General features: G+C 67.8%; 23 protein-coding genes. 9 read left to right on the forward strand and 14 right to left on the reverse strand.

The window, feature by feature from the left end; all coding sequences use genetic code 11:
• Positions 1-25: 25 nt before the first annotated feature.
• Entirely contained in the window at positions 26-733 is a 708-nt protein-coding gene (locus AC1DJH_RS13455; protein WP_478186032.1) for an SDR family oxidoreductase, read from the forward strand.
• A gap of 57 nt (positions 734-790) precedes the next feature.
• Here AC1DJH_RS13455 and AC1DJH_RS13460 read toward each other — a convergent pair whose 3' ends face one another.
• The 5 genes from AC1DJH_RS13460 to AC1DJH_RS13480 all read right to left on the reverse strand — a co-directional run bounded on the left by AC1DJH_RS13460 (position 791) and on the right by AC1DJH_RS13480 (position 5393).
• The gene (locus tag AC1DJH_RS13460) at positions 791-1105 is read right to left on the reverse strand and encodes a hypothetical protein (protein ID WP_472119070.1); all 315 of its coding nucleotides are present in this window, start codon (positions 1103-1105) and stop codon (positions 791-793) included.
• 213 nt (positions 1106-1318) lie between these two features.
• Positions 1319-2056, reverse strand: coding sequence for an aldolase (locus tag AC1DJH_RS13465; RefSeq protein WP_435484454.1), 738 nt, complete (start codon positions 2054-2056; stop codon positions 1319-1321).
• A 40-nt stretch (positions 2057-2096) separates the two neighbouring features.
• Positions 2097-2738 carry a 2-dehydro-3-deoxy-6-phosphogalactonate aldolase gene (locus AC1DJH_RS13470; RefSeq protein WP_478186033.1) on the reverse strand — a complete coding sequence of 214 codons (642 nt, stop codon included), beginning with the start codon at positions 2736-2738 and terminating at the stop codon, positions 2097-2099.
• Positions 2735-3655, reverse strand: a complete 921-nt coding sequence (locus AC1DJH_RS13475) for a 2-dehydro-3-deoxygalactonokinase (RefSeq protein WP_478186034.1) — start codon at positions 3653-3655, stop codon at positions 2735-2737. The genes AC1DJH_RS13470 and AC1DJH_RS13475 overlap by 4 nt, the downstream gene beginning before the upstream one ends.
• A 1-nt stretch (position 3656) precedes the next feature.
• Complete coding sequence (locus AC1DJH_RS13480; protein WP_435436393.1) at positions 3657-5393, reverse strand: IlvD/Edd family dehydratase; 1737 nt, start codon at positions 5391-5393, stop codon at positions 3657-3659.
• 148 nt (positions 5394-5541) lie between these two features.
• On the opposite strand from AC1DJH_RS13480, the gene AC1DJH_RS13485 reads away from it, so the two are divergent.
• The 5 genes from AC1DJH_RS13485 (at position 5542) to AC1DJH_RS13505 (ending at position 10742) form a co-directional block, all read left to right on the forward strand.
• On the forward strand, positions 5542-6285 hold the full coding sequence (locus tag AC1DJH_RS13485; protein WP_435484450.1) for a FadR/GntR family transcriptional regulator: 744 nt from the start codon (positions 5542-5544) through the stop codon (positions 6283-6285).
• Positions 6286-6409: 124 nt separating this feature from the next.
• Positions 6410-7792 (forward strand): ABC transporter substrate-binding protein, encoded by a 1383-nt coding sequence (locus AC1DJH_RS13490; protein ID WP_478186035.1) that lies wholly within the window; start codon positions 6410-6412, stop codon positions 7790-7792.
• Between the two features lie 37 nt (positions 7793-7829).
• A complete protein-coding gene (locus tag AC1DJH_RS13495) occupies positions 7830-8717 on the forward strand; it encodes a carbohydrate ABC transporter permease (protein WP_435484448.1) in 888 nt (295 codons plus the stop codon).
• An 82-nt stretch (positions 8718-8799) separates the two neighbouring features.
• On the forward strand, positions 8800-9651 hold the full coding sequence (locus tag AC1DJH_RS13500; RefSeq protein ID WP_472119082.1) for a carbohydrate ABC transporter permease: 852 nt from the start codon (positions 8800-8802) through the stop codon (positions 9649-9651).
• Between the two features lie 20 nt (positions 9652-9671).
• Positions 9672-10742: an ABC transporter ATP-binding protein gene (locus AC1DJH_RS13505; RefSeq protein ID WP_478186036.1), complete on the forward strand. Its 1071-nt coding sequence runs from the start codon at positions 9672-9674 to the stop codon at positions 10740-10742.
• 18 nt (positions 10743-10760) lie between these two features.
• Here AC1DJH_RS13505 and AC1DJH_RS13510 read toward each other — a convergent pair whose 3' ends face one another.
• Entirely contained in the window at positions 10761-11801 is a 1041-nt protein-coding gene (locus tag AC1DJH_RS13510) for an endonuclease/exonuclease/phosphatase family protein (protein WP_478186037.1), read from the reverse strand.
• A gap of 125 nt (positions 11802-11926) precedes the next feature.
• Between AC1DJH_RS13510 and AC1DJH_RS13515 the strand changes: the two genes are divergently transcribed.
• Positions 11927-12643 (forward strand): hypothetical protein, encoded by a 717-nt coding sequence (locus tag AC1DJH_RS13515; RefSeq protein ID WP_478186038.1) that lies wholly within the window; start codon positions 11927-11929, stop codon positions 12641-12643.
• Positions 12644-12719: 76 nt separating this feature from the next.
• Here the strand turns inward: AC1DJH_RS13515 and AC1DJH_RS13520 are convergent, their stop codons facing one another.
• The gene (locus AC1DJH_RS13520) at positions 12720-14540 is read right to left on the reverse strand and encodes a DEAD/DEAH box helicase (protein ID WP_472119093.1); all 1821 of its coding nucleotides are present in this window, start codon (positions 14538-14540) and stop codon (positions 12720-12722) included.
• Between the two features lie 285 nt (positions 14541-14825).
• Between AC1DJH_RS13520 and ettA the strand changes: the two genes are divergently transcribed.
• Positions 14826-16487, forward strand: a complete 1662-nt coding sequence (gene ettA, locus AC1DJH_RS13525) for an energy-dependent translational throttle protein EttA (RefSeq protein WP_472119096.1) — start codon at positions 14826-14828, stop codon at positions 16485-16487.
• Positions 16488-16646: 159 nt separating this feature from the next.
• On the opposite strand, the gene AC1DJH_RS13530 is transcribed toward ettA, so the two are convergent.
• From AC1DJH_RS13530 to AC1DJH_RS13545, 4 genes are read right to left on the reverse strand one after another with little or no spacing between them, the layout of a single operon-like run.
• Entirely contained in the window at positions 16647-17099 is a 453-nt protein-coding gene (locus AC1DJH_RS13530; protein ID WP_478186039.1) for a carboxymuconolactone decarboxylase family protein, read from the reverse strand.
• Positions 17017-17514, reverse strand: a complete 498-nt coding sequence (locus AC1DJH_RS13535; RefSeq protein ID WP_478186040.1) for a MerR family transcriptional regulator — start codon at positions 17512-17514, stop codon at positions 17017-17019. The genes AC1DJH_RS13530 and AC1DJH_RS13535 overlap by 83 nt, the downstream gene beginning before the upstream one ends.
• Before the next feature lie 50 nt (positions 17515-17564).
• A complete protein-coding gene (locus AC1DJH_RS13540) occupies positions 17565-18944 on the reverse strand; it encodes a TAXI family TRAP transporter solute-binding subunit (RefSeq protein ID WP_478186041.1) in 1380 nt (459 codons plus the stop codon).
• A gap of 11 nt (positions 18945-18955) precedes the next feature.
• Positions 18956-19984, reverse strand: a complete 1029-nt coding sequence (locus AC1DJH_RS13545) for a P1 family peptidase (RefSeq protein ID WP_478186042.1) — start codon at positions 19982-19984, stop codon at positions 18956-18958.
• 40 nt (positions 19985-20024) lie between these two features.
• Between AC1DJH_RS13545 and AC1DJH_RS13550 the strand changes: the two genes are divergently transcribed.
• On the forward strand, positions 20025-21359 hold the full coding sequence (locus tag AC1DJH_RS13550; protein WP_478186043.1) for an NAD(P)/FAD-dependent oxidoreductase: 1335 nt from the start codon (positions 20025-20027) through the stop codon (positions 21357-21359).
• Here AC1DJH_RS13550 and AC1DJH_RS13555 read toward each other — a convergent pair.
• From AC1DJH_RS13555 to AC1DJH_RS13565, 3 genes are read right to left on the reverse strand one after another with little or no spacing between them, the layout of a single operon-like run.
• Entirely contained in the window at positions 21322-21618 is a 297-nt protein-coding gene (locus tag AC1DJH_RS13555; RefSeq protein ID WP_435436408.1) for a copper-binding protein, read from the reverse strand. The genes AC1DJH_RS13550 and AC1DJH_RS13555 overlap by 38 nt on opposite strands.
• Positions 21619-21650: 32 nt before the next feature.
• Entirely contained in the window at positions 21651-22097 is a 447-nt protein-coding gene (locus AC1DJH_RS13560) for a DUF411 domain-containing protein (protein WP_435436409.1), read from the reverse strand.
• 33 nt (positions 22098-22130) lie between these two features.
• On the reverse strand, positions 22131-23525 hold the full coding sequence (locus AC1DJH_RS13565) for a multicopper oxidase family protein (protein ID WP_478186044.1): 1395 nt from the start codon (positions 23523-23525) through the stop codon (positions 22131-22133).
• Between the last annotated feature and the right edge of the window lie 175 nt (positions 23526-23700).

The following is a 23700-nucleotide window of genomic DNA, read 5'->3' on the forward strand; positions in this document are numbered from 1 at the left end:
CAACCTCGTTCAACGAAAGCTCGCCATGAAAATCAAGGACTCCGTCGTCTTCATCACCGGCGCCAACCGCGGCCTTGGCCTGGCGTTCGCCAAAGCGTCGCTGGCCGCCGGCGCCCGCAAGGTCTATGGCGCGGCGCGCGACCCCCAGAGCATCACGCTGCCCGGCGTGACCCCGGTCGCGCTCGACGTGACGCAGCCCGCGCAGATCGAGGCGGCCGCGCGCGCTTGCGGCGACGTCACGCTGCTCATCAACAACGCGGGCATCTCGCGCGGGTCAAGCTTTCTGGGTTCGCCCGATGCCGTGGCCGCCGCGCGCGCCGAGTTCGAAACCAACTTCTTCGGCCCCTGGGCGGTGACGCAGGCGTTCGCGCCGGTGCTCGCGGCCAATGGCGGCGGTGCCGTCGTCAACGCGCTGTCGGCCCTGAGCTGGACCACCTTTCCGGGCGTGGCCACCTACAGCGCGACGAAGTCGGCGGCCTGGTCGCTGAGCAACGGCCTGCGCAACGAGCTCGCGGGGCAGGGCACGCAGGTCACGAGCCTGCACATGGCCCTGATGGACACCGACATGGCCGCGCACATTCCGGGCGACAAGGTGTCGCCTGACGACGTGGCGCGCCAGGCGCTCGAAGGCGTGGAGGCCGGCAAGCCCGAGGTGCTGGCCGACGGGGTCTCGCGGCAGCTGAAGCAGGGGCTGTCCAGCGACACGCCGCCCTATGCGGCGGCCCCGGCGTAAGTAGACGCAACAACTGCCGTCACAAACAGAAACCCGGGCCAGGCCCGGGTTTTTGCATCAGTAGCGGTACGGATTGTTTGGCCGGCGGTCGTAGCGGTTCGGCACGCCGTCGCGGTCGCTGTCGCGGCGGCCATAGTGGCGGCGGTCGTCCCAGCGGCGATCGCGGTAATGGCGATCGGGGCCGTAATGGCGCGGCGCGTTGTAGTAGCGCGGCGGGGGCGGCGGTGCGTAGTAGCGGCGCGGCGGAGGCGGCGGCACGACGTACACCTGCGCCTGGATGATGGGGCCGCCACGTTGGGCCTGCGCCGGCGCGCTGAGCGCGGCCAGCGACAACAAGGCTGCGGCTGCGAATGCGAAAGTAAGCTTTTTCATGTGATCCCCCGGTATGTGGTTGGAAGCCTCATCCTCGCGTCCCCGTGTGAAGCACGTGTAAGGCTGGAGCGAAATCGGATGAAGAGCTGTAAGCCCGTGCGCGCGGCAATTCTTGTTGGTGCGCTGCGGCAATCACGACTCACACCGACATCCTAAAGGCGCAACGGCTTCGGCGCGCCTCACGGGGCACGCCAATCGTTGTAGGCCTTTGGCTCAGGCCCGCGGGGCCGGCAGCATGCGCCGCAGCGCCTCGAAGAACAGGTCGGACTGTTCGCGCTCGCCCTGGATCTGCGCCGCCACGTGCGCAGCCAGCTTTGCATTCACCGGAACCAGCGGGCGCCCGGTCGACTGCGCAATCACCTGATGCAGGCAGGCGCGCTCCAGGTAGTAGAGGTCGTCGTAGGCGTGCGCGATGGTGCCGCCCGCCACGATCACGCCGTGGTTGGCCAGAAAGGCCACGTCCTTGCCGGCCATGGCGCGCGCGATGCGTTCGCCCTCGGCGTCGTCCAGGGCCAGGCCGTTGTACTCGGCATCGATGGCAATGCGGTTCATGTAGCGCATCGCGTTCTGGCTGGCGGTGGGGTCGAGCGCGCGGTCGACCGTGATCGTGAGCGCCGTGGCGTACGGCATGTGGCAATGCAGCACGACCGCATGGCCCGTGAGCCGGTGCACCGCGCCGTGGATGAACAGGGCCGTGGGCTCCACGCGGTGACGGCCCGCCAGCACTTCGCCGTGCACGTCGATCAGCACGATGTCGTCGGCGCCGATCTCGCTCCAGTGCAGCCCGCGCGGGTTGATGAGGTAGCGGTCTTGCGCGCCCGGCAGCATCACGCTGAAGTGGTTGCATACGCCTTCGGACAGCCCGTGGTGGGCGGCCGCGCGAAGGGCCAGGGCAAGGTCTTCGCGCAGCTTGCGAACGGCGGGGCTGGCGTAGTCGGAATCGGCGGACATGGTGGGGTCTCCTTTTGTTCTTGTGAGGGGGTGGCGCGGGTCAGGCCAGGGTGAGGCCGTGCCAGGCCGCGACGAATTTCTTCGCATCGTCGCGCACCGCCGAGGCCTGCTTGCCGGGCTTGTACAGCGCGGAGCCGATGCCGAAGCCGGCTGCGCCACTCGCGCGCCATTCGGCCATGTTCGCGGGGGTGATGCCGCCCACGGGCATCACCGGCGTGCCGGCGGGCAGCACGGCCAGCAGCGCCTTCACCACGGCGGGCGAGGCCAGCTCGGCGGGGAACAGCTTGAGCCCGGTGGCGCCCGCCGCGAGCGCGCCGAAGGCCTCGGTCGGCGTCATCACGCCGGGCAGGCAGACCATGCCCAGGCGCGCGGCCTCGGCAATGACCTCGGCGTTGAAATTGGGCGAGACGATCAGCTCGCCGCCGGCCGCCTGCACGTCGCGCACCTGCTGCGCGCTCAGCACCGTGCCCGCGCCGACCAGCGCCTGGGGAAAGCGCTGGCGCATCAGCGCGATGCTCTCCAGCGGCCGGGGCGAGTTGAGCGGTACTTCGAGCAGCAGGAAGCCCGGCTCGACGATGGCGTCGCCGACATCGGCAGCCTCGGTGGGGGACAGGCCCCGCAGGATGGCCACCAGGGGCAGTGCGCGCATGGCGGCATTGAATTTGTCGAGGGGCGTGGTCATGCGGGCGTCCGGTCGGTGTCGAGGAAGCCGGACAGCGCGTGCAGTCCGGCCCAGGTGGCTTCGGCGCCCAGCGTGCGCGTGGCGACGCCGGTGGCGCGCAGGGCCAGTGTGTAGCGCTGGGTGAGGGCGGAGGAGCCGATCAGCACCACCTCGCCCACCGCCTGGAGCGACTGCGTGCGCAGCTCTTCGCCGATGAGCAGGCCGGAGAGGTAGCTCGACAGCTCCTGCTTCGGCATGCGCTCGAACAGCGCGAGCGTGCGCGTGCCGAAGGCGTTGTGCAGCAGGCCGTGGCCGTTCTCGGCGCGGGTGACGCCCTCGAGGAACGAGGCCTCGTCGAGTGGCGCCGAGGCATCGAGCGTGCGCGCCAGGATCGAGTGCTGGCTCAGCAGCGCGTAGAACTCGCCCGTCATGTAGGTGCGAAAGGCCGCCACGCGGCCCTTCTTCACCGTGACCCACTTGTTGTGGGTGCCGGGCAGCACGAAGACGCCGTCGCTCTGCCCTGTGATGGCCATCGCGCCGAAGATCTGCACCTCTTCGCCGCGCATCACGTCGGGCACGCCGTCGTGCTCGTCGCTCAGGCCCGGCACGATCGCGATGCGCGCGCCGGGCAGGGCGCCCATGGCGGTGTTCAGGTCGATGATCTTGCGGCCCACTTCCACGCGGCCCGCCGGGCACGCGCAGTAGGGTGCCTCCACCCAGCCCTGCTTGCTGCCGGCCATGCCGGAGATGAGGCAGCGCGTGCCTTCAAGCCGCATCCAGTCGCCGAACAGTGTCTCGAAGACGGCGGGAAAGCCGCCTTCAGGCACGGTGAGGATGCCGCGTGCGTCGCTGCGTTCCTCGAGTACCTTGCCGCTCGCGTCCAGCAGGGCGCCGCGCAGTGAACTGGTGCCCCAGTCGATCGCTATCAGTCTTGTCATCTCAGTGATTGTCGCGCGGCACGAAGGCCCCGCGGCGACCACGCAGGAATGCCAGGTCGGCCCCCTGGTCGGCCTGAAGCACCGTGTCGACGTACAACTTCCAGTAACCGGAATCGAGCGGCGCCTTGGGCGCGACCCATTTCTCGCGCCGCTTGGCCAGCTCTTCGTCGCTGACGTGCAGATGCAGCTTGCGGTTGGGCACGTCGAGTTCGACGATGTCGCCGTCCTGCACCAGCGCCAACGGCCCGCCGGCAGCCGCTTCCGGGGCCGTGTGCAGCACCACCGTGCCGTAGGCCGTGCCGCTCATGCGCGCGTCGCTGATGCGGACCATGTCGGTGATGCCCTTGCGCAGCACCTTCGGCGGCAGCGGCATGTTGCCCGCCTCGGCCATGCCCGGGTAGCCCTTGGGGCCGCAATTCTTCAGCACCATGACGCAGTGCTCGTCGATGTCCAGGTTCTCGTCGTCGATGCGCTTGTGCAGGTCTTCGGCGCTCTCGAACACCACCGCGCGGCCCTTGTGCACCAGCAGTTCCGGCGTGGCCGCACTGGGCTTGATGATGGCGCCGTTGGGCGCGAGGTTGCCGCGCAGCACGCAGATGCCGGCGTTCTCCTTGAAGGGCTCGGCCAGCGGGCGGATCACCTGCGGGCCATAGTTCTCGGCGTCCTTCACGTTGTCCCACAGGCTCTGGCCAGTGACGGTGAGGATGTCCTTGTGCAGGTGGTCGGCAATTTCCTTGATCACCACCGGCAGGCCGCCCGCGTAGCAGAAGTCTTCCATCAGGTACTGGCCCGAGGGCTGCAGGTTCACCAGGCAGGGCAGCTCGGAGGCGAGGCGGTCGAAGTCGTCGAGCGTCAGGTCGACGCCGATGCGCCCCGCAATGGCCAGCAGGTGGATCACGAAGTTGGTCGAGCCGCCGATGGCCGCATTCACCTTGATCGCGTTCTCGATGGCCTGGCGCGTGAGGATCTTCGACATGTTCATGTCCTCGTGGACCATGTCCACGATGCGCCGGCCCGCCTGGCGCGCAAGCACGTTGCGCCTGCCGTCGACGGCAGGGTAGGCCGCGTTACCCGGCAGGCCGATGCCCAGCGACTCGACCATGCAGGCCATGGTGCTCGCGGTGCCCATCGTCATGCAGTGGCCGTGGCTGCGGTGCATGCAGCTCTCGGCTTCGAAGAATTCCTGCAGCTTGAGCGTGCCGGCGCGCACCTGCTCGCTCATCTGCCACACGCCGGTGCCCGAGCCCAGTTCCTGCCCGCGCCACTTGCCCGAGAGCATCGGGCCGCCCGACACGCCGATGGTCGGCAGGTCGACGCTGGCCGCGCCCATCATCAAGGCGGGCGTGGTCTTGTCGCAGCCCATGAGCAGCACCACGCCGTCGAGCGGGTTGCCGCGAATGCTTTCTTCCACGTCCATGCTCGCGAGGTTGCGGTACAGCATGGCGGTGGGGCGCAGCAGGGTTTCCCCGAGCGACATCACCGGGAACTCGAGCGGGAAGCCGCCCGCTTCGTACACGCCGATCTTCACCTGCTCCGCCAGCGTGCGGAAGTGCGAGTTGCAGGGCGTGAGTTCGCTGAAGGTGTTGCAGATGCCGATGACCGGGCGACCGTCGAACTGGTCGTGCGGCACGCCCTTGCCCTTCATCCAGCTGCGGTAGATGAAGCCGTCGCGGTCGTTGCGGCCGAACCACTGCTGGCTGCGAAGCTCGCCGGATTTTTTCTTGGGGGAAGTGCTCATGGGGTGTCTCCGTTTATTGGTTTCAGCGGCCCCAAACCTCAGGGTTTGTCCTGCCGAAGGTCGATTTCAATCATCATATGATAAGCGCGGTCAAGCCGTTTAGACCTCAGGATTTGCGAGCGGCGAGATAGCAAATTTCACATCACACATGATCAAGAACATCCACGGCCGCACCCTCGAGTTGCTCGGTGAAGCCGTGGTCTCGGGGCGCTACGCGATCGGCGCGTCGATCCCTGCGGAGCCCATCCTCGGCGAGGAGCTCGGCGTGAGCCGCACGGTGGTGCGCGAAGCCATCAAGTCGCTCGCGGCCAAGGGCCTGATCGTGACGGGGCCGAAGGTCGGCACCCGCGTGCTGCCCAAGGACAAGTGGAACTGGTTCGACCCCGACGTCATCACCTGGCAGGCGCGCGCCGGCCTCACGCCCGAGTTCCTGCGCGACCTGCAGGACCTGCGCCGCGTGGTGGAGCCGGCTGCCGTGCGCCTCGCGGCGGAGCGGGCCAGCCAGGAAGACATCGACGAGATCGAGCAGGCCTACGCCGGCATGAAGGAGGCCGTTGAAAACGGCGGCGACTACGTCACCTTCGACCTGCGCTTTCACAACGGCCTGCTGAGCGCCGCGCGCAACCGCATGCTGGCGCAGATGAGCAAGGCGCTCAATGCGCTGCTGCGCACCAGCTTCGAGCTGTCGACCACCAAGCCCGACGGCCCCGCGCTCTCGCTGCCGCTGCACCGCGCGGTGCTCGACGCGGTGATCGCGCACGAGCCCGGGCTGGCCGAAGTGGCGGTCATTCGCCTTATCGACGGCGCGCGCCAGGACATCGAGGAAATTCTCGGTTCGCGTCGCCGCCTGCCGCGCCTGAGCAGGCCGCCGCCCAGGCTCAAGGCCAGCTAGCCGCACCACGACGTTCACGCCCCCTGCGCCCGTCTACGCGTTTGTCCGCAGTTCGCATCCGGTTCTTTCACCCTACGCTCGCCCGCCGAGCCAATTCCACCGAAAAAGAGAAGGAGACACAACCATGAAACTCGTCAAGTCGCTCATTGCGCCGACGCTGGTCGCGCTGGGCCTGATCGCATCAGGCAACGCCGCAGCACAAGAGAAACTCACCGTCTGGTGGGTCAAGGGCTTCTACAAGGCGGAGGACGACGCGCTGTTCGCCGCCATCAAGAAGTTCGAGGACAAGCACAAGGACGTGAAGGTCGAGCTGTCGCAGTACCCGGTGCAGGACATGATTCCGAAGACCGTGTCCGCGCTCGACTCCGGCAGCCCGCCCGACGTGGCCTATGCCGACGTGTACGACTTCCAGGTCACCGGCAAGTGGGCCTTCGACGGCAAGCTCGAAGACATCGGCAGCGTGCTCACGCCCATGAAGGACCGCTTCGCGACCAACACGATCGAGACCACCTTCCTCTACAACGACCAGACGAAGAAGAAGGCCTACTACGCCTTCCCGATCAAGCAGCAGACCATGCACATCGAGTACTGGCTCGACATGCTCACGGAGGCCGGCTTCAAGGAGTCCGACATCCCCACCACCTGGAAGGAATACTGGCCCTTCTGGTGCGAGAAGGTTCAGCCCGCGAGCCGCCAGAAGAGCGGCAAGCGCACCTTCGGCATCGGCATGCCGATGGGCGTGGATTCGAGCGACGCGTTCTATTCGTTCCTGACCTTCATGGACGCCTACAACGTGAAGCTGGTCGACGACAACGGCAAGCTGCTCGTGGACGACCCCAAGGTGCGCACCGGCCTCATCGCCGCCATGACGGACTACACCAAGCCCTACCTCACGGGCTGCACGCCGCCTTCGTCCACCAGCTGGAAGGACCCGGACAACAACGTCGCCTTCCACAACAAGACGACCGTGATGACGCACAACGCGACCATCTCGCTGCCGGCCAAGTGGCTCGACGACTCGAACAACGCCACGCTCACGCCCGAGCAGCGTGAAGAGGCGAAGAAGAACTACACCGAGCGCATTCGCACGGCCGGCTTCCCGACCAAGCCCGACGGCACCAAGATGGTCTACCGCACGGCCGTGAAGACGGGCGTGGTGTTCAAGGACGGCAAGAACAAGGCGCGCGCCAAGGAGTTCGTGTCCTTCCTGCTGCAGGAAGAAAACCTCACGCCGTATGTCGAGGGTTCGCTGGGCCGCTGGTTCCCGGTCACCAAGACCGGGCAGGCCAGCCCGTTCTGGCAGGCCGATTCGCATCGCAAGTCGGTGTTCAACCAGTACGCCGCGGGCACCGTGACCTTCGAGTTCACCAAGAACTACCGCTTCACCGTGATCAACAACGAGAACGTCTGGGCCAAGGCGATGAGCCGCATCGTGACCGACAAGGTGCCGGTGGACAAGGCGGTCGACGAGATGATCGCGCGCATCAAGACGGTGGCCGCGCAGTAAGCGCGGCGCATCCCGACAACGCACTGCTGCCGACGCCATGAGCTCGACCGTCACTGCTCCCGCTGCCGCCGCGACTCCCGCGGCGCCTGTTGCCAACCTGGGTGCGCGCCACGCGCGCTGGCAGTTCTGGGGCGCGGTGATGGTCGTGCCCTACCTGCTGGTGTTCGTGGTGTTCGTGCTCTACCCGGTGGGCTACGGGCTGTGGCTCGCCCGCCATCCGCAAAGCTACGTGAAGCTGGTCGAAGACCCGATCTTCTTCCGCTCCGTCATCAACACGGCCGTCTTCCTGGTCGTGGCGATCAACATCAAGATGGCCGTGGCACTCGTGCTCTCGGGCTTCTTCGTCACATCGCGCTGGTGGATCAAGATCATCTCGGCGATCTTCATCCTGCCGTGGGCGATGCCCTCGATTCCCACCATCCTGTCGTTCCGCTTCATGCTCAACCCCGAATGGGGCGTGATCAACACCACCATCTTCCGCCTGACCGGCGCCGACGGTCCCAACTGGCTCAACGACCCGTCGCTGGCCCTGGGCTTCGCGATGCTGGTGCACGTGTGGAAGTCGCTGCCGTTCTGGACGCTCATTCTCGTGGCCGGGCGGCTGGCCATTCCGGGCGAGCAGTACGAGGCGGCGTCGGTCGACGGCGCCACCTCGTGGCAGAAGTTCCGCTTCGTGAGCTGGCCCGCGCTGAAAACGCTCTACGTCACCTCGCTCATCCTCTCGATGATCTGGACGCTGGGCGACTTCAACAGCGTGTACCTGCTCACGGGCGGCGGCCCCGCCGACCTGACGCACGTGCTCGCCACGCTGGGCATCCGCTACCTGCGGCTCGACCAGGTCGACCTGTCGATGGCATCCATCGTGGTGGCCATGCCGCTCGTCTTGCCACTGGTCTATTTCATGATGAAGAGGCTCTCGAAATGAGCCCCCACGTTCATCACTTCGTGTATTCACTGCCCCCCGAGGGGGCGCTTGCCTCCCTAGAGGCGGCTCGTCGGAGGGCAATATGAAGCGCTGGACCCCCAAGGCCGTGCTGACCGAGGCCAAGCTGCTGCTCATCGGCATTCCGGTGCTGCTGTGGACGCTGGTCCCGATCTACCACATGGCCCTGTTCGCGTTCTCTTCGAAGGACTCGGCGACCTCCGGCCACCTGTGGCCCTCGCACCCCACGCTGAACAACTTTGCCACGGTGTTCCAGCAGAAGCACTTCTACCTGAGCCACTTCTGGGTGCAGCTGGGCAACTCGCTGGTCATTGCGCTGTCGGTGGGTGCGATCACGCTGTTCGTGGCGACCACCGCCGCGTTCGCCATCAGCCGGCTGCGTGTGCGCGGCGGGCGCACGGTGATGAACCTGGCGCTGTTCACGTACTTCATTCCGGCGGCCTTCCTGGCCGTGCCCATGTACAAGACCATGGGCAACTACGGACTGCTCAACAGCCAGTGGGCGCTGATCCTGGCAATGGTGACCATCGCGTCGCCGTACTGCATCTGGGTGCTGAAACAAGCCTCCGACAAGTTGCCGTACGAGCTCGATGAAGCCGCGCGCATGGACGGCGCCTCGCCGCTGCAGCTGTTTCGCCTGGTGTACCTGCCGTTGATGGTGCCGTCGCTGGTGGCGGTGGGCACCTACTCGCTGCTGCTCGCGTGGAACGAGTACCTGTATGCCTTCCTGCTGCTGTCGAACGACAAGAGCGTGACGCTGGCGGTGGCGCTGGGCAACTTCCTCTCGGCCGACGATTCGCCGTGGGAGCTGCTGATGGCCACGGGCCTGATCTACGCATTGCCGCCCGCGGCGATCTACTACGCATTCAAGCGCTACATGGTGGGCGGCCTGACGGCCGGCGCCGTGAAGAGCTGAGCCAACGCAGGAACTGAAAAATGGCTTCCGTATCCTTTCGCAATATCGAGAAATCCTTCGGCAAGGTCCAGATCATCAAGGGCCTGGGCTTCGACATCACCGACGGCGAGTTCGTCGTGCTGGTCGGACCTTCGGGCTGCGGCAAGTCGACGCTGCTGCGCATGCTCGCGGGCCTGGAGGACATCAGCGGCGGCGAGATCGTCATCGACGGCCGCGTGGTCAACGACCTCGAGTCGAAGGACCGCGACATCGCCATGGTGTTCCAGAGCTATGCGCTCTACCCGCACATGACGGTGGGCGAGAACATGGGCTTCAGCCTGCGCCTGCGCAACGCAGAGAAGTCGGTGACCGACGAGCGCGTGATGCGCGCCGCGAAGATCCTCAACCTCGATGCGCTGCTCGGACGCTACCCGCGCGAGCTGTCGGGCGGGCAGCGCCAGCGCGTGGCCATGGGCCGCGCCATCGTGCGCGACCCCAAGGTGTTCCTGTTCGACGAGCCGCTTTCCAACCTGGACGCCAAGCTGCGCGTGGCGATGCGCGCCGAGATCAAGGCGCTGCACCAGCGTCTGAAGACCACCACGGTGTACGTCACGCACGACCAGATCGAGGCCATGACCATGGCCGACCGCATCGTGGTGATGCACGACGGCATCGTCGAGCAGATCGGCACGCCGCTGGACCTGTACGACCGCCCCGACAACCTGTTCGTGGCGCAGTTCATCGGTTCGCCGTCGATGAACGTGATCGAGGGCACGGTGCGGCGTGCGGGCGGCGAATGCTGGGTCGAGTCGCAAGGCGCGCGCTGGCCGGTGCCGGCGGGCACCTCCGCCCCCGACGGCCAGCCGGTGCACTACGGCGTGCGCCCCGGCGACATGACGCTCGGCGGCGGCTCGAACGGCGTGCAAGCCAAGGTCATCGTGGTCGAACCGACGGGCGCGGAGACCGAACTGCTGGTGCAGGTTGGCGAAGCCAGGCTGGTGCTGGCGGTGCACGGCCGTGTCGATGCCAGGCCCGACGAACTCGTGCGCCTGGCCATCGAGTCCGAGAGCGTGCACCTGTTCGACCGTCAGACCGGCAAGCGCATGGTCTGAAGAGGCGCGGCGGGCAGGTCAGTCCGTGCGCAGCCGCAGCAGCGCGCGCACGAAGCCGTGGTCGGAGCGCGAACGGTCGCGCCCCTCGTGCAGGTGGTCGTTGAAGTAGTCGACCCTGCGCACGTCACCCAGGCTGTGGCGGCTGGTGGCAACGAATTCCTCGCTCACCAGGATCTGGTCGAGCACGTCCGGAAAGCCCTGGTGGATGTGCGAATAAGCCACGTCCTTCTTGAGCGCCGACTCGCCCTGCATCTCGTAGGCGTTGAACAGCGCCACGTCGCGCGCCGACCTGTCGTACGCCACCTCCGATGTGGCCGCCACGAGCTGCGTGGTCACGCTGTGCGGGTTGTCGTTGAAGTCGCCCATCACCACCAGCGGCACGTTGGTGCCCTGCAGCAGGTCGATGACGATGCAGCGCAGGGCCGCGGCCTCGGCGCCGCGCATCAGCAGCGAGCGCAGCGAGGCCATCACGCCGACCTTGCGGTCGTCGCGGTCCTCCAGGGGGTTGCCCTGCGCGTCCTGCAGGAACTTCGGGCGCTTGGACTTCAGGTGCACCGTGAGCACATGCACCTGCTGGCCGTGCTTCATGCGCACCGTGGCCAGCAGGGGCGGGCGCTCGAAGCGCGTGTGCGGGCCCAGGCCGGGCACTTCGACACCGAAGCCCGGCGGAAAGTCGACGAAGGAGCGCACGTCGTCCACCTTCAGCCGCGTGGCGATGCCCACGCGCGGCGTGCCCTGGGCGCCCGGCCGTGCAGGCGAGTCCGGCGGGCTCCCGGGTGGCGGCGTGTTTTCCGCACCGGGCACCGACACGAAGTCGTAGCGCAACCCGCTGCGCGCGATGCAGGCCTTGAGCGCCGCCTCGTCCCACACCTCCTGCACCGCCAGCACGTCGGCATTGAGCGCGTGGAAGCGCTCGCCCGTCCAGTCGATCTTTCGCTCGTACTCACGCTCGGTGTAGCCGTCCTGGTTCTCGTAGTACACGCGGTTCGGGTTCGCGAGGTTCAGGAGGTTGCAGGTGGCGACGAAGAGGGTGGCGTAGTTGGGAGGAATGGTTTGCATGGCGACACGATTGTGGACCGAGTTACGATTGCTAACCAAACTGTTGCGCAGTGCGCCGCTGGTTGCCAAGCCAAGCGTGCAACGCCAGAAAAACGAACCCAGGGAGCCGCGCCGCGCGCGGACACATGAAGCCTCATCACGCCTCGTCACGCCGCCTGCTTCTCGCCTGCGCACTGGTGGGCAGCCTCTGGCTCGCCGCCTGTGGCTCCAGCCCCCCGGCCCCGCCGCCCACCGTCACCCGCATCATGGTGATCCCGGTGGCGCCCATCGCCAAGCTGCACACCGAAAACAAGGGCATCCCGCTCGGCGTGCTGTGGCAGTCGATTGCCGACCGCGTGAAGGGCTCGGACTTCAACGAGCGCATGGAGTCCGTGCGCAAGGGCATGGGGCCCAGGCTCACGGCGGCGCTGGTCGCGCAATTGAATGCACAGGGCTACCAGGCGCAGGTGCTCGACGGCGTGGTGCGGCCCGCGGGGTCGCCCGACAACATCGACCTGGCGAAGCTGCCGACCTCGCTGCCCGTGCTGCACGTGTACTTCAACGAGGTCGGCATGCTGTCGGCGCGCTTTTCCAACGACTACGTGCCGCGCGTCAACGTGAGCGGCTACCTGATGGGCGCCAGGGACGGCGACACCGTCTGGACGGACACGATCTACTACGGCGCCGACGCCAGCGGCGACACGCCGACCAGCGTGCCGGGCAATCCGGCGTACCGCTGGGCGAGCTTCGGCGAGCTTGTGGGCCAGCCGCAGGCCGTGGCCCAGAGCTACGACGACGCCGTGGACGCGCTGGCGTTGCGCATCGCGAAGAACATCCGCGCGAGCACGGCACCGCCGCGCTGAGCGGGCGCCAAAAGAAAAAGGGCACCGAAGTGCCCTTGATCTGGAGTGCCGGGCAGGTGTGGCCTGCCCGCGGAATTCAGCGACCGAACGAACGGCCACCGCCACCGCCGCCACCCGAACGGCCACCGCCGCCGCCGTAGCCGCCGCCACCACCCGAACGGCCACCGCCGCCCGAACGGTTGCCGCCGTAGCCGCCACCGCCGCCGCCGCCCGGGCGACCGCGACCGCGGCCGGCACCCATGTGGTCGACGCTCGTGCGCAACGGATCCGGCTGGCCCTCGCCACCTGCGACCGCTTCGGCGCGCAGATGCGCCACCTGGTTGGCTTGCGTCGGGCTGTGGCTGTTGCCGTGATGGCGCGGTTGGCGCTCGTCGTGCGGCAGATGGTTCTGTTGCGGATGCTGCGGTGCATGGTGCGGCGCGCGCGCCGGACCTTGCGGCCCACGGCCTTGCGCCGGGCGTGCGCCCTGGCCGCGCGGGCCCTGGCCCTGGCCTTGACCGCCGCCATTGGCGTTGCGGCCTTGACCACCGCCAGCACCTGCACCCTGGCCACCGCCACGGCGTTGACCGCCGCCGCCACCGCCGCCAGCGCGTTCGCCGCCACCCTGGCCGGCCTTGTTCTCACGAATGCGCGAGAGCATCTCGGTGCGGGCGGCCTTGGCGGCTGCCTGCATCACGTCGCGGCTCGGCGGACGACCGGCGCCGCCCCAGATCGTCTGGCGACCCATGGCGATCGGTTCGGCGCGTTCGCCGTCTTCAGGACCGAAGCCCTCGACGATCTGCACCGGAATCGTCTGCTTGGTGAAGCGTTCGATTTCCTGCATGAAGCCTTCTTCGTCCAGGCACACGAAGCTCACGGCCTCGCCGCTCGAACCGGCACGGCCGGTGCGGCCGATGCGGTGAACGTAGTCTTCGCTGACGTTCGGGATCTCGTAGTTCACGACGTGCGGCAGCTCGTCGATGTCGATGCCGCGCGCGGCGATGTCGGTGGCCACCAGCGCGCGGATGTCGCCGCTCTTGAAGCCGGCCAGCGCCTGCGTGCGGGCGCTCTGGCTCTTGTTGCCGTGCAGCGCCATCGCCTCGATGCCGTTCTTGGTGAGGAACTCGGCCACGCTGTTGGCGCCGAATTTTGTGCGCGTGAACACGAGCACCTGGCTCCACTTGTGCTCGTTGATGATGTGCGCGAGCAGCGCCTTCTTCTTGCCGCGGCCCACCGGGTGGATCACCTGGGTGATGCGCTGCACGGTGGTGTTGCGCGGCGTGACCTGGATGCTTTGCGGGTTCTTGAGCAGCGTGGCGGCCAGGTCGCGAATTTCGTCGCTGAAGGTGGCCGAGAACAGCAGGCTCTGCTTTTCCTTGGGCACCAGGGCCAGGATCTTCTTCACGTCGTGGATGAAGCCCATGTCCAGCATGCGGTCGGCTTCGTCCAGGATCAGCATCTGGACCTGGCTCAGGTCGAGCATGCCCTGCTGCTGCAGGTCGAGCAGGCGGCCGGGGGTGGCCACGAGGATGTCGACGCCCTTCTTGAGCTTGCTGATCTGCGGGTTCATGCCCACGCCGCCGAAGATCACGGTGGAGTCGAGCTGCAGGTACTTGCCGTACGTGCGAACCGATTCTTCGACCTGCGCCGCGAGTTCGCGGGTAGGGGTGAGCACGAGGGCACGGATGCCGACGCCGCCGAACTTGTTGGTGGCGCTGCGGCTCATGGTGAGCTTGTGCAGCATCGGCAGGGTGAAGGCGGCCGTCTTGCCGGTGCCGGTTTGTGCGCCGCCCAGCAGGTCATGACCTTCGAGCACCGCGGGGATGGCTTGCGCCTGGATGGGCGTGGGTGTGTCGTAGCCGTGTTCGAGCACAGCCTTCAAGATGGCGGGAGCCAGCTTCAGTTCTTCAAAATTCATTGGAAACAATAAGCGCCATACACGGCGCAGTGGCATCGGCCCGCTTGACGTCTTGTTGACGCCGAGCCAGTCAAGGCAGATGAAGGTCAGGGGTGGGAGCCGGAAAACCTGTTGCGAGAAGGGTCTTCTTCGTCCCCGGCAGAGAGCCGGTGTTGCGGGCAACTGGACCCGGCAACGGTGTGTATTGTCGCATGAGTCGATAATCGGTGGTTTGCCGCGCCCGATTCCTTTTCGCTGGCGCGCGCGTTTTCCCCGAATCTTTGTACCCAAGGTAACTATTCACAGATGGCTCAATACGTCTATTCGATGAACCGTGTCAGCAAGACGGTGCCGCCCAAGCGGCAGCTCTTGAAAGACATTTCGCTCTCTTTCTTCCCCGGCGCCAAGATCGGCGTGCTCGGCCTGAACGGCTCGGGCAAGTCCACGCTGCTCAAGATCATGGCGGGTGTGGACAAGGAGTTCGAGGGCGAGGCGCTGCCCATGCCGGGAATGACGATCGGCTACCTGGAGCAGGAACCCAAGCTCAACGATGAGCACACGGTGCGCGAATCGGTCGAGGAGTCCATGGGCGCGGTGTTCGCGGCCAAGGCGCGCCTCGAAGAGGTGTACATCGCCTACGGTGCCGAAGACGCCGACTTCGACGCGCTGGCGGCCGAGCAGGCCCAGCTCGAAGCCGTCATCGCCACCGCCGGCACCGATTCCGAGCACCAGCTGGAAATCGCCGCCGACGCGTTGCGCCTTCCGCCGTGGGACGCCAAGATCGGCCTGCTGTCGGGCGGCGAAAAGCGGCGCGTGGCGCTGTGCCGCCTCTTGCTGTCCAAGCCCGACATGCTGCTGCTCGACGAGCCGACCAACCACTTGGACGCCGAATCGGTGGAGTGGCTCGAAGTGTTCCTGCAGCGCTTCACGGGCACCGTGGTGGCGATCACCCACGATCGCTACTTCCTCGACAACGCGGCCGAGTGGATCCTCGAAATGGACCGCGGTCGCGGCATTCCCTGGAAGGGCAACTACAGCACCTGGCTCGAGCAGAAGGGCGAACGCCTGGCGCAGGAGCAAAAGAGCGAGGAAGCCCACGCCAAGGCACTGAAGAAGGAACTGGAGTGGTCGCGCCAGAACCCGAAGGCACGCCAGGCCAAGAGCAAATCCCGCCTGGCCCGCTTCGAAGAGCTGAGCGACATGGAATACCAGAAGCGCAACGAAACGCAGGAAATCTTCATTCCTGTGGCCGAGCGGCTGGGCCAGCAGGTGTTCGAGTTCCACGGCGTCAGTAAGTCCTTCGGCGACCGCATGCTGATCGACAACCTGAGCTTCACCGTGCCGCCGGGCGCGATCGTCGGCATCATCGGCCCGAACGGCGCCGGCAAGTCGACGCTGTTCAAGCTGCTCGCGGGCAAGGAGCAGCCGGACAGCGGCCATGTGGTCATCGGCTCGACCGTCAAGGCGGCTTTTGTGGACCAGCACCGCGACGAGCTCGCCAACCAGAAGACCGTGTGGGAAGACATCTCGAACGGGCTGGACATCATCAATGTCGGCAAGTTCCAGATGGCCAGCCGTGCGTATGCAGGTCGCTTCAACTTCAACGGCGCGGACCAGCAGAAGAAGGTCGGCACGCTGTCGGGCGGCGAGCGCGGCCGCCTGCACCTGGCCAAGACCCTGATCGCCGGCGGCAACGTGCTCATGCTCGATGAACCGTCGAACGACCTGGACGTGGAAACCCTGCGCGCACTCGAAGACGCGCTGCTCGAGTTCGCCGGCACCGTCATGGTCATCAGCCATGACCGCTGGTTCCTCGACCGCATTGCCACACACATCCTCGCGGCCGAAGGCGACAGCCAGTGGACCTTCTTCGACGGCAACTACCAGGAGTACGAAGCCGACAAGAAGAAGCGCCTCGGCGAAGAAGGCGCCAAGCCGAAACGCATGCGCTACAAGGCGCTGAAATAAGGCTCACCCCCAGGCTGCGCGCACTTCGTGTCGCTTCTCCTTCCCCCTACCGGGGGCAACACCTGCGGCCCGGCAAAGCCGGCTCCGCGGTGTTTCTGGAATTTCTCCCTCCCCTGCCGGGGGAGGGTTGGGGTGGGGGCCGACGGCCTCTGAAAAAGCTCAGTCTGCTTCAGCAAGAGCGCGCGGTTCCGCAAGGGGCCGCGCGCTTTTTTCATCGTCCGCCGCAAACACCTCGCGTGCCGCGGTCAGCCCGTTGAGTGCCGCCGGGAAGCCCGCGTACACCGCCATCTGCATGATGACCTCGACGACCTCGGTGCGCGTCACGCCGACGTTCAACGCGCCCTGGATGTGCACCTTCAGCTGCGGCGCCGCATTGCCCATGGCGGTGAGCGCGGCCACCACCGCGATCTCGCGGGCGCGCAGGTCAAGGCCGGGGCGCGCGTAGATGTCGCCGAACGGAAACTCGATCAGCAGCCGGGCGAAGTCCGGCGCGATGCCAGCCAGGCTCTCGACCACCTTGACGCCGCCTTCACCGTCGATCTCGTGGAGCTTGGCCAGGCCACGCGTGTAGCGCAGGTTGTCGTTGTGGCCCTGGTTCTGTGTGTTCGTCATTGCTCGTCTTTCCTTCCGGGACCGTGCCCGATGAAGGAGGACGCTTCTTCGTCTTCTCGACCGCGCGGTAGTGGTCGATCTTCAGCGACAGCGCATGCATGGATTGCTGCAGCGCCGCCACCTTGGCCTGAACTTCGGCGAGGTGCTGCTCGAGCATCTCGCGACGTTCGCCGACGCTGGCGTCCCCCTGGCTTCGAAGCCTGGCGAAGGCCTGCATGCCCTGGATGGGCATGCCGGTCTCGCGCAGGCGCAACAGGAAAGCCAGCCAGTCCATGTCGGCGCGCGCATAGCGCCGCTGACCGCCCGGTGCGCGCGGCACCGCGGCAATCAGCCCGATGCGTTCGTAGTAGCGCAGCGTGTAGGCCGTGAGGCCGGTTTGCTGCGCGACTTCCGCAATGGTCAGACTGGTTTCCATGGCGTCGATTCTCGAAATTAGAGCGCGCTCCAAGTCAAGCGCTTGTCGAACTATCTTGGCGCGGTGCCCGTTTCAGCAGCCGGCATTCCACGCGCCAGCACCCGCTTGCGCACCGCGTAGATGTTGTTGCGCAGCGCATAGAGCTCGTCCGCGTACGACAGCGGCACCGCCACCTTGTTCACCGTGCGGTCGAGCTGGTCGAGGTCGTCGAGCAGGGCCTTCTGCTCGCCCTCTTTGACCTCGGTCCTTGCGTCGACCTTCGCCTCGATGTCGCGCAGCCGCGCATACCAGCGGAACACGCGCCGGCGCACGCGGAACTGGTACAGCGGCGGCACCACGCGGCTCAGCGGCAGCATCAGCACCAGCAGGCCGCCCAGCACCAGCCACATTCGCTCGATGAGGTTGCTGGCCCAGAAGGGCAGGTAGCGTTGCCACACCGGCGGCGTGCCGTTGATGGCGCGGTCGCCCTCGGGGCTCACCGGCAGTTCGCTGGTGCGCGTGTTCGGAAAGTCGCGCGCCCGGTTGAACCAGCCCGCGCCGCTGTGCACCGACTGCGCGGCCTGCGCGAACAGCTGGCGCAACGCGGGGTGCGTCTCTTCGCGCGACAGCAGCGAGGTGGTGGCCGCGAGCAGCGCCACGTCGTGCGGCGGCAGGTCCTTCGACAGGTCGACCACGCCGCGCGGCAGGGTCACGGCCGACAGGAATGGAAAGCGCCGCGAGTAGGCGTCGGCCTGGCCGAAGTCCATCAGCTTGATGTCGTCCGAACGCAGCAGGCGCTGCACCTGCGGCGACTGCGGCGCGGAAGACAGCACGATGGCGTCGAGCAGCCCGGCCTCCAGCGCGGCAGCCGCGGCGCTCTGCTCCAGGTTGGACAGCAGCAGGTCGTCAGGGCCGAGCTTGTTGGCCTTGAACAGGCGCTCCATGATCTCGGGCAGCCCGCTGCCTGGCAGGTCGACGTTCACGCGCAGGCCGCGCAGCTGCGTGAGCGAGGTGAGCGCGCCCGTCTTGCGGTCGATCTTCTGCGCCGTGTCGGCGCGGTAGAACAGCCACACCGGCTCGAAGAACAGGCTGCCCAGCGAGTTGAGCCCGGCCTCCTCGTCGGCCTTCGGGTCGGCGCTGCCGCCGCGCACGAAGCCCACGTCGGCGCCGCCGGTGCGCAGCAGCTGCAGGTTCTCGGTCGAGCCCGAGGTGGCCTTCAGTTCCACCTCGATGCCCGTGTGCTTGAGCGCTTCCGCGTAGCGCTTGCCGAACTGCGCGTAGGCGCTGCCCGTGGGGCCGGTGGCCAGCGTCACGTGCTTGGGCGGCTGCGGCTGCAGGTACCAGTAGGCCGCAATCAGCAGGCCGATGACGAGGAACACGATCGGCCCCGCCGAGGCAATCAGGTCGCGGATCGACAGCAGGATCAGCTTGAGTGTCTTGGGCATGGCCATGATGTGTGCTTTCAGCCTCGCGGCGCGCCGAGGTCGGCCGAGCAGGGAATGTGCAGCTCGCCCACCGTCACCGTGCGTGCGGCGAGCACCGCGCGCAGCGTGGCGATGGCCACGGCCTCGGCCGCCATGGTGCTGAGCACCGTCATGCCGGGGGCGTTGCCTTCGAGCGGCACGCGGCCGGTGGCCAGCGCGAACAGGGTGTCGCCGTCGCTCATGGTGTGCACCGGGTTGATGGCGCGCGCCAGGCCGTCGTGCGCCACCATGGCCAGCCGGTTGGCCTGCACCTTGGTCAGCACCGCGTCGGTGGCGATCACGCCGATGGTGGTGTTGGTGCCCGCCAGCAGCGGCTTGGGCAGCTCGCCGCGCAGCAGCGCGCGGCGCGTGTCCAGCAGCGCGGTGCCGTCTTCGGTGCGCGCGCCGGCCACGGGCCGGCCGGTGTCGTGGTCGATCACGTCGCCCAGCGAGTTGACCGCAATCAGCGCGCCCAGGGTGACGCCGCCGACCGTGACCGACGCGGTGCCGATGCCGCCCTTCATTGCGCGGTGCACGCCGAACAGCTTGCCCACCAGCGCGCCGGTGCCCGCGCCCACGTTGCCTTCCGCGGGTGCCGCGGTGCTCGCAGCCTCGCAGGCGGCATAGCCCGCGGCGGCGTCGGGCCGGATGCGCGCGTCGCCCATCGGCAGGTCGAACAGCACGGCGGCCGGCACGATGGGCAGGGTGCCGAAGCGCACGTCCATGCCGATGCCGCGTTCTTCCATCCAGCGCATGGCGCCCTCGGCCGCCGCCAGGCCCCAGGCGCTGCCGCCCGCGAGCATCACGGCGTGCACGTGCTGCACGAGGTTGCCGGGCGCGAGCAGGTCGGTCTCGCGCGTGCCGGGCGCGGCGCCGCGCACGTCCACGCCGCCCACGGCGCCGTCGCGCGCCATGATCACTGTGCAGCCGGTGGGGCGGCGGGTGTCGGAGAAATGGCCGACTTCGATGCCGGCGACGTCGGTGATGGAACCGGCGAAAGAAGAAGAGGAATGAGAGAGGGCGGACATGGCGGCCGATTATGGGACCGCACCCTCTACGATCCGCTGCATGACAGTTGCAAGAAGTTTCTCCGCCGGCGCCACTGGAGATGCGCGCCGCCATGTGGTCGTGATCGGCGCGGGCGCGGTGGGCTGCGCCACCGCCATCGAGGCGTTGCGCGCGGGCCTGCGCGTGACCCTTCTCGAGCCCGAGGCGCCCGGTGGACCGCAGGCGACCAGCTACGGCAATGCCGGCTGGCTTTCGTCGCACTCGGTGGTGCCGCCCGCGCTCCCGGGGGCCTGGCGCAAGGTGCCGGGCTGGCTGGCCGATCCGCTGGGGCCGCTCGCGGTGCGCTGGCGCTACCTGCCGCGCGCGCTGCCGTGGCTCTTGCGCTATCTGGCATCGGGCTGGACCGAAGCGCGCGTGCAGCGCACCGCCGATGCGCTGCGCACCCTGCTGGCGGACGCGCCCGCGCTGCACGCGCGGCTCGCGGCCGAGGCGGGCGTGCCGCAGCTCATCGAGCAGCGCGGGCTGCTGCATGCCTACCGCTCGCGCGCCGAGTTCGAAGACGACGCGCTGGGCTGGCGCGTGCGTGAACGCGCGGGCGTGCGATGGGACGAGTGGCAGGTCGACGAGTTGCGCCGCCGCGAACCCGACCTCGATGCGCGCTATACGCTGGGCATCTTCGTGCCCGAGGCCGGCCATTGCCGCGATCCGGGCGCCTATGTGGCCGCGCTGGCGCAGCATGCGGTCGCGGCAGGGGCCGACCGGGTCTTCGGGCGCGCCCAGGGCTTTCGCATCGAGGGCGGGCGGTTGCGCGCGGTGCGCACGAACTACGGCGAGATCGCGTGCGATGCCGCCGCCATCTGCGCCGGCGCCTGGTCGGGTCCGCTGGCCGCGGCCGCGGGTTCGGCGGTGCCGCTGGACACCGAGCGCGGCTACCACGTGGTCGTCGAAGGCGCGACCGTGGGCCCGCGCACGCCGGTGATGGTGGCCGACGGCAAGCTCATTGCGCACTGGATGGACGGCGGCCTGCGCGCGGCGGGCCAGGTCGAGATCGGCGGACTGGATGCGCAGCCCGACTGGCGCCGCGCCGACATCCTGCATCGCCATCTGCAATCGATGTATCCGGCGCTGGCAGAGACCGGCGGCGCCAAGGCGTTCAAGCACTGGATCGGCCGCCGCCCCAGCATGCCCGACGGCCTGCCCTGCATCGGGCCGTCGGCCGCGAGCGCGGACATCGTGCTGGCCTTCGGCCATGGCCACGTGGGCCTGTGCGGGTCGGCGCGCACCGGGCGGCTGGCGGCGCAACTGCTGGCAGGCGCCGAACCCGAGACGCCGCTGGCGCCCTTCGATCCGCGGCGCTTCAGCTGGCGGGCGCCGGCTCGATCGTCAGCACGGTGAGCGCCCCGTCGACCTTGTCGGCCGTGAAGCGCACCTTGTCGCCGGGCTTCACCTTGGTGAGCAGGGCAGGGTCGCTCACGCGAAAGACCATCGTCATGCCGGTCATCTCGAGGTTGGGAATGTCGCCGTGCTTCAGCGTGATCTTCTTCGCGTCGGTGTCGACCTTGCGGACCTCGCCTTCGACGGACGGCAATGCAGCCTGCGCGAAGGCCGCTGCGGCGAGCATGGCGGCGCAGAGTGCGGTGAACAGTTTCTTCATGATGGGTTTGCTTTCCTTGGTGGTCGGTTGATTCAGCGATAGCTTTGATAGACGCGCGTGCTGCCGTCGGCGAGCACGAGCAGCACGTCGTAGGGATCGCGCTGGTCGCCGTAGGCCGGACCGTCCATGCCGGGCGAGCCGACCGGCATGCCTGGCACGGCGAGGCCCACCGCCTTGGGCTTTTCCTTCAGCAGGCGCTGCACCTCGCGCGCCGGCACGTGGCCTTCGATGGCATAGCCGCCGACTTGCCCGGTGTGGCACGAGCCCAGCCTGGCCGGCATGCCCAGCCGCGTGCGCGCGGCGGTGTTGCCCTCGTCGTGCACACGGGTGGCGAAGCCGTTCTTTCCGAGGTGCTTGACCCAGTCCTGGCAGCAGCCGCAGTTCGGGTCTTTCCAGATCTCGACCATGGGCGCGGCGGCCTGGGCGAGCGGGGCGATGGGCAGGGTGGCGGCCAGCGCCAGCAGGGTTCTTCGGTGCATGTCTTTCTTTCTCGGGGTCAGGGTTGTTGAACGTCAGTGGTTGTGCGCACCGTGGCCCGAAGGCTTGCGCACGGTCGCGTCGGGGCTGTTGCCCTGGGTGGCGGGGGGCGTGTTGCGCGCGGCGGGCGGCGCGTTCGCGATGTCCGAGTTCGGCACTTCGCGCGCCACCGTGCCCGCCGGGTGCCTGAACCACCCGGGGTCGCGGTAGTCGCCGGGCTTCTGGTCGCGCCGCACCTTCAGCAGCGTGAACATGCCGCCCATCTCGGCCGGGCCGAAGGGGCCGCTGCCGGTCATCATGGGCAGCGTGTTGTCGGGAATGGGCATCTCCATGCCGCCCATGTCGGCCATGCCCTTGTCGCCCATCACCATGTAGTCGGGCACGAGCTTCCTGATCTTCTCGGCCACGCCCTTGTGGTCCACGCCGATCATGGTCGGCACCTCGTGGCCCATCGGCCCCATGGTGTGGTGCGCCTTGTGGCAGTGCAGCGACCAGTCGCCTTCCTCGTCGGCGATGAATTCCATCTGCCGCATCTGGCCCACCGCCACGTCCACCGACACCTCGGGCCAGCGCGCGGTGCGCGGCACCGGGCCGCCGTCGGTGCCGGTCACCTCGAACTCGTGGCCGTGGATGTGGATGGGGTGGTTGGTCATCGTGAGGTTGCCCACGCGGATGCGCACGCGGTCGCCGCGGCGCACGTTGAGCGTGTCGATGGCCGGGAACACGCGGCTGTTGAAGCTCCAGATGTTGAAGTCGGTCATGGTGTTGACCTTGGGGGTCGCGCTGCCGGGCTCCACGTCGAAGCTGCCGAGCAGGAAGCAGAAGTCGCGCTGGACGGTGTCGATCAGCGGATGCTTCTCCTTCGGATGCGTGACCCAGAAGCCCATCATCCCCATGGCCATCTGCACCATCTCGTCGGCGTGCGGGTGGTACATGAAGGTGCCGGGCCGCCGCGCGGTGAACTCGTAGACGAAGGTCTTGCCCGGCGGAATGTGCGGCTGCGTGATGCCGCCCACGCCGTCCATGCCGTTAGGCAGGCGCTGGCCGTGCCAGTGCACGGTGGTGTGCTCGGGCAGGCGGTTGGTCACGAAGATGCGCACGCGGTCGCCCTCGACCACCTCGATGGTGGGCCCGGGCGACTGGCCGTTGTAGCCCCACATGTTGACCTTGAAGCCCGGGGCCATCTCGCGCACGACGGGCTCGGCGACGAGGTGGAATTCCTTGACACCTGCATTCATGCGCCAGGGAAGCGTCCAGCCGTTGAGGGTGACGACGGGGTTGTACGGGCGGCCGTTCGGCGGAACCAGCGGAGGGGCGGTGGCGGTGGAGCCTTGCGACACGGGCTCGGGCAGCGCGGCCATCGAGACGCGGCTGACGGTGGTTGCGGCGACGGCGGTGGCCGCGCCCGCGAAGAAGTTGCGACGGTTCATGGTGTTTGCGCCTTCCCCTGTTGGGGGAAGGTCGGGATGGGGGCTCGGCGGCGCTGGAGGTGTGGGCATGGCTGGCGGTGTGGAGGCTGCGTGCCCCCACCCCAGCCCTCCCCCGGAAGGGGAGGGAGCGAACGCGGGTGCAGGTGAGGGGGCGGGGGCGGGGGCGGGGGCGGGG

The sequence above is a fragment of the Variovorax sp. 10N412 genome (genome assembly GCF_056394985.1).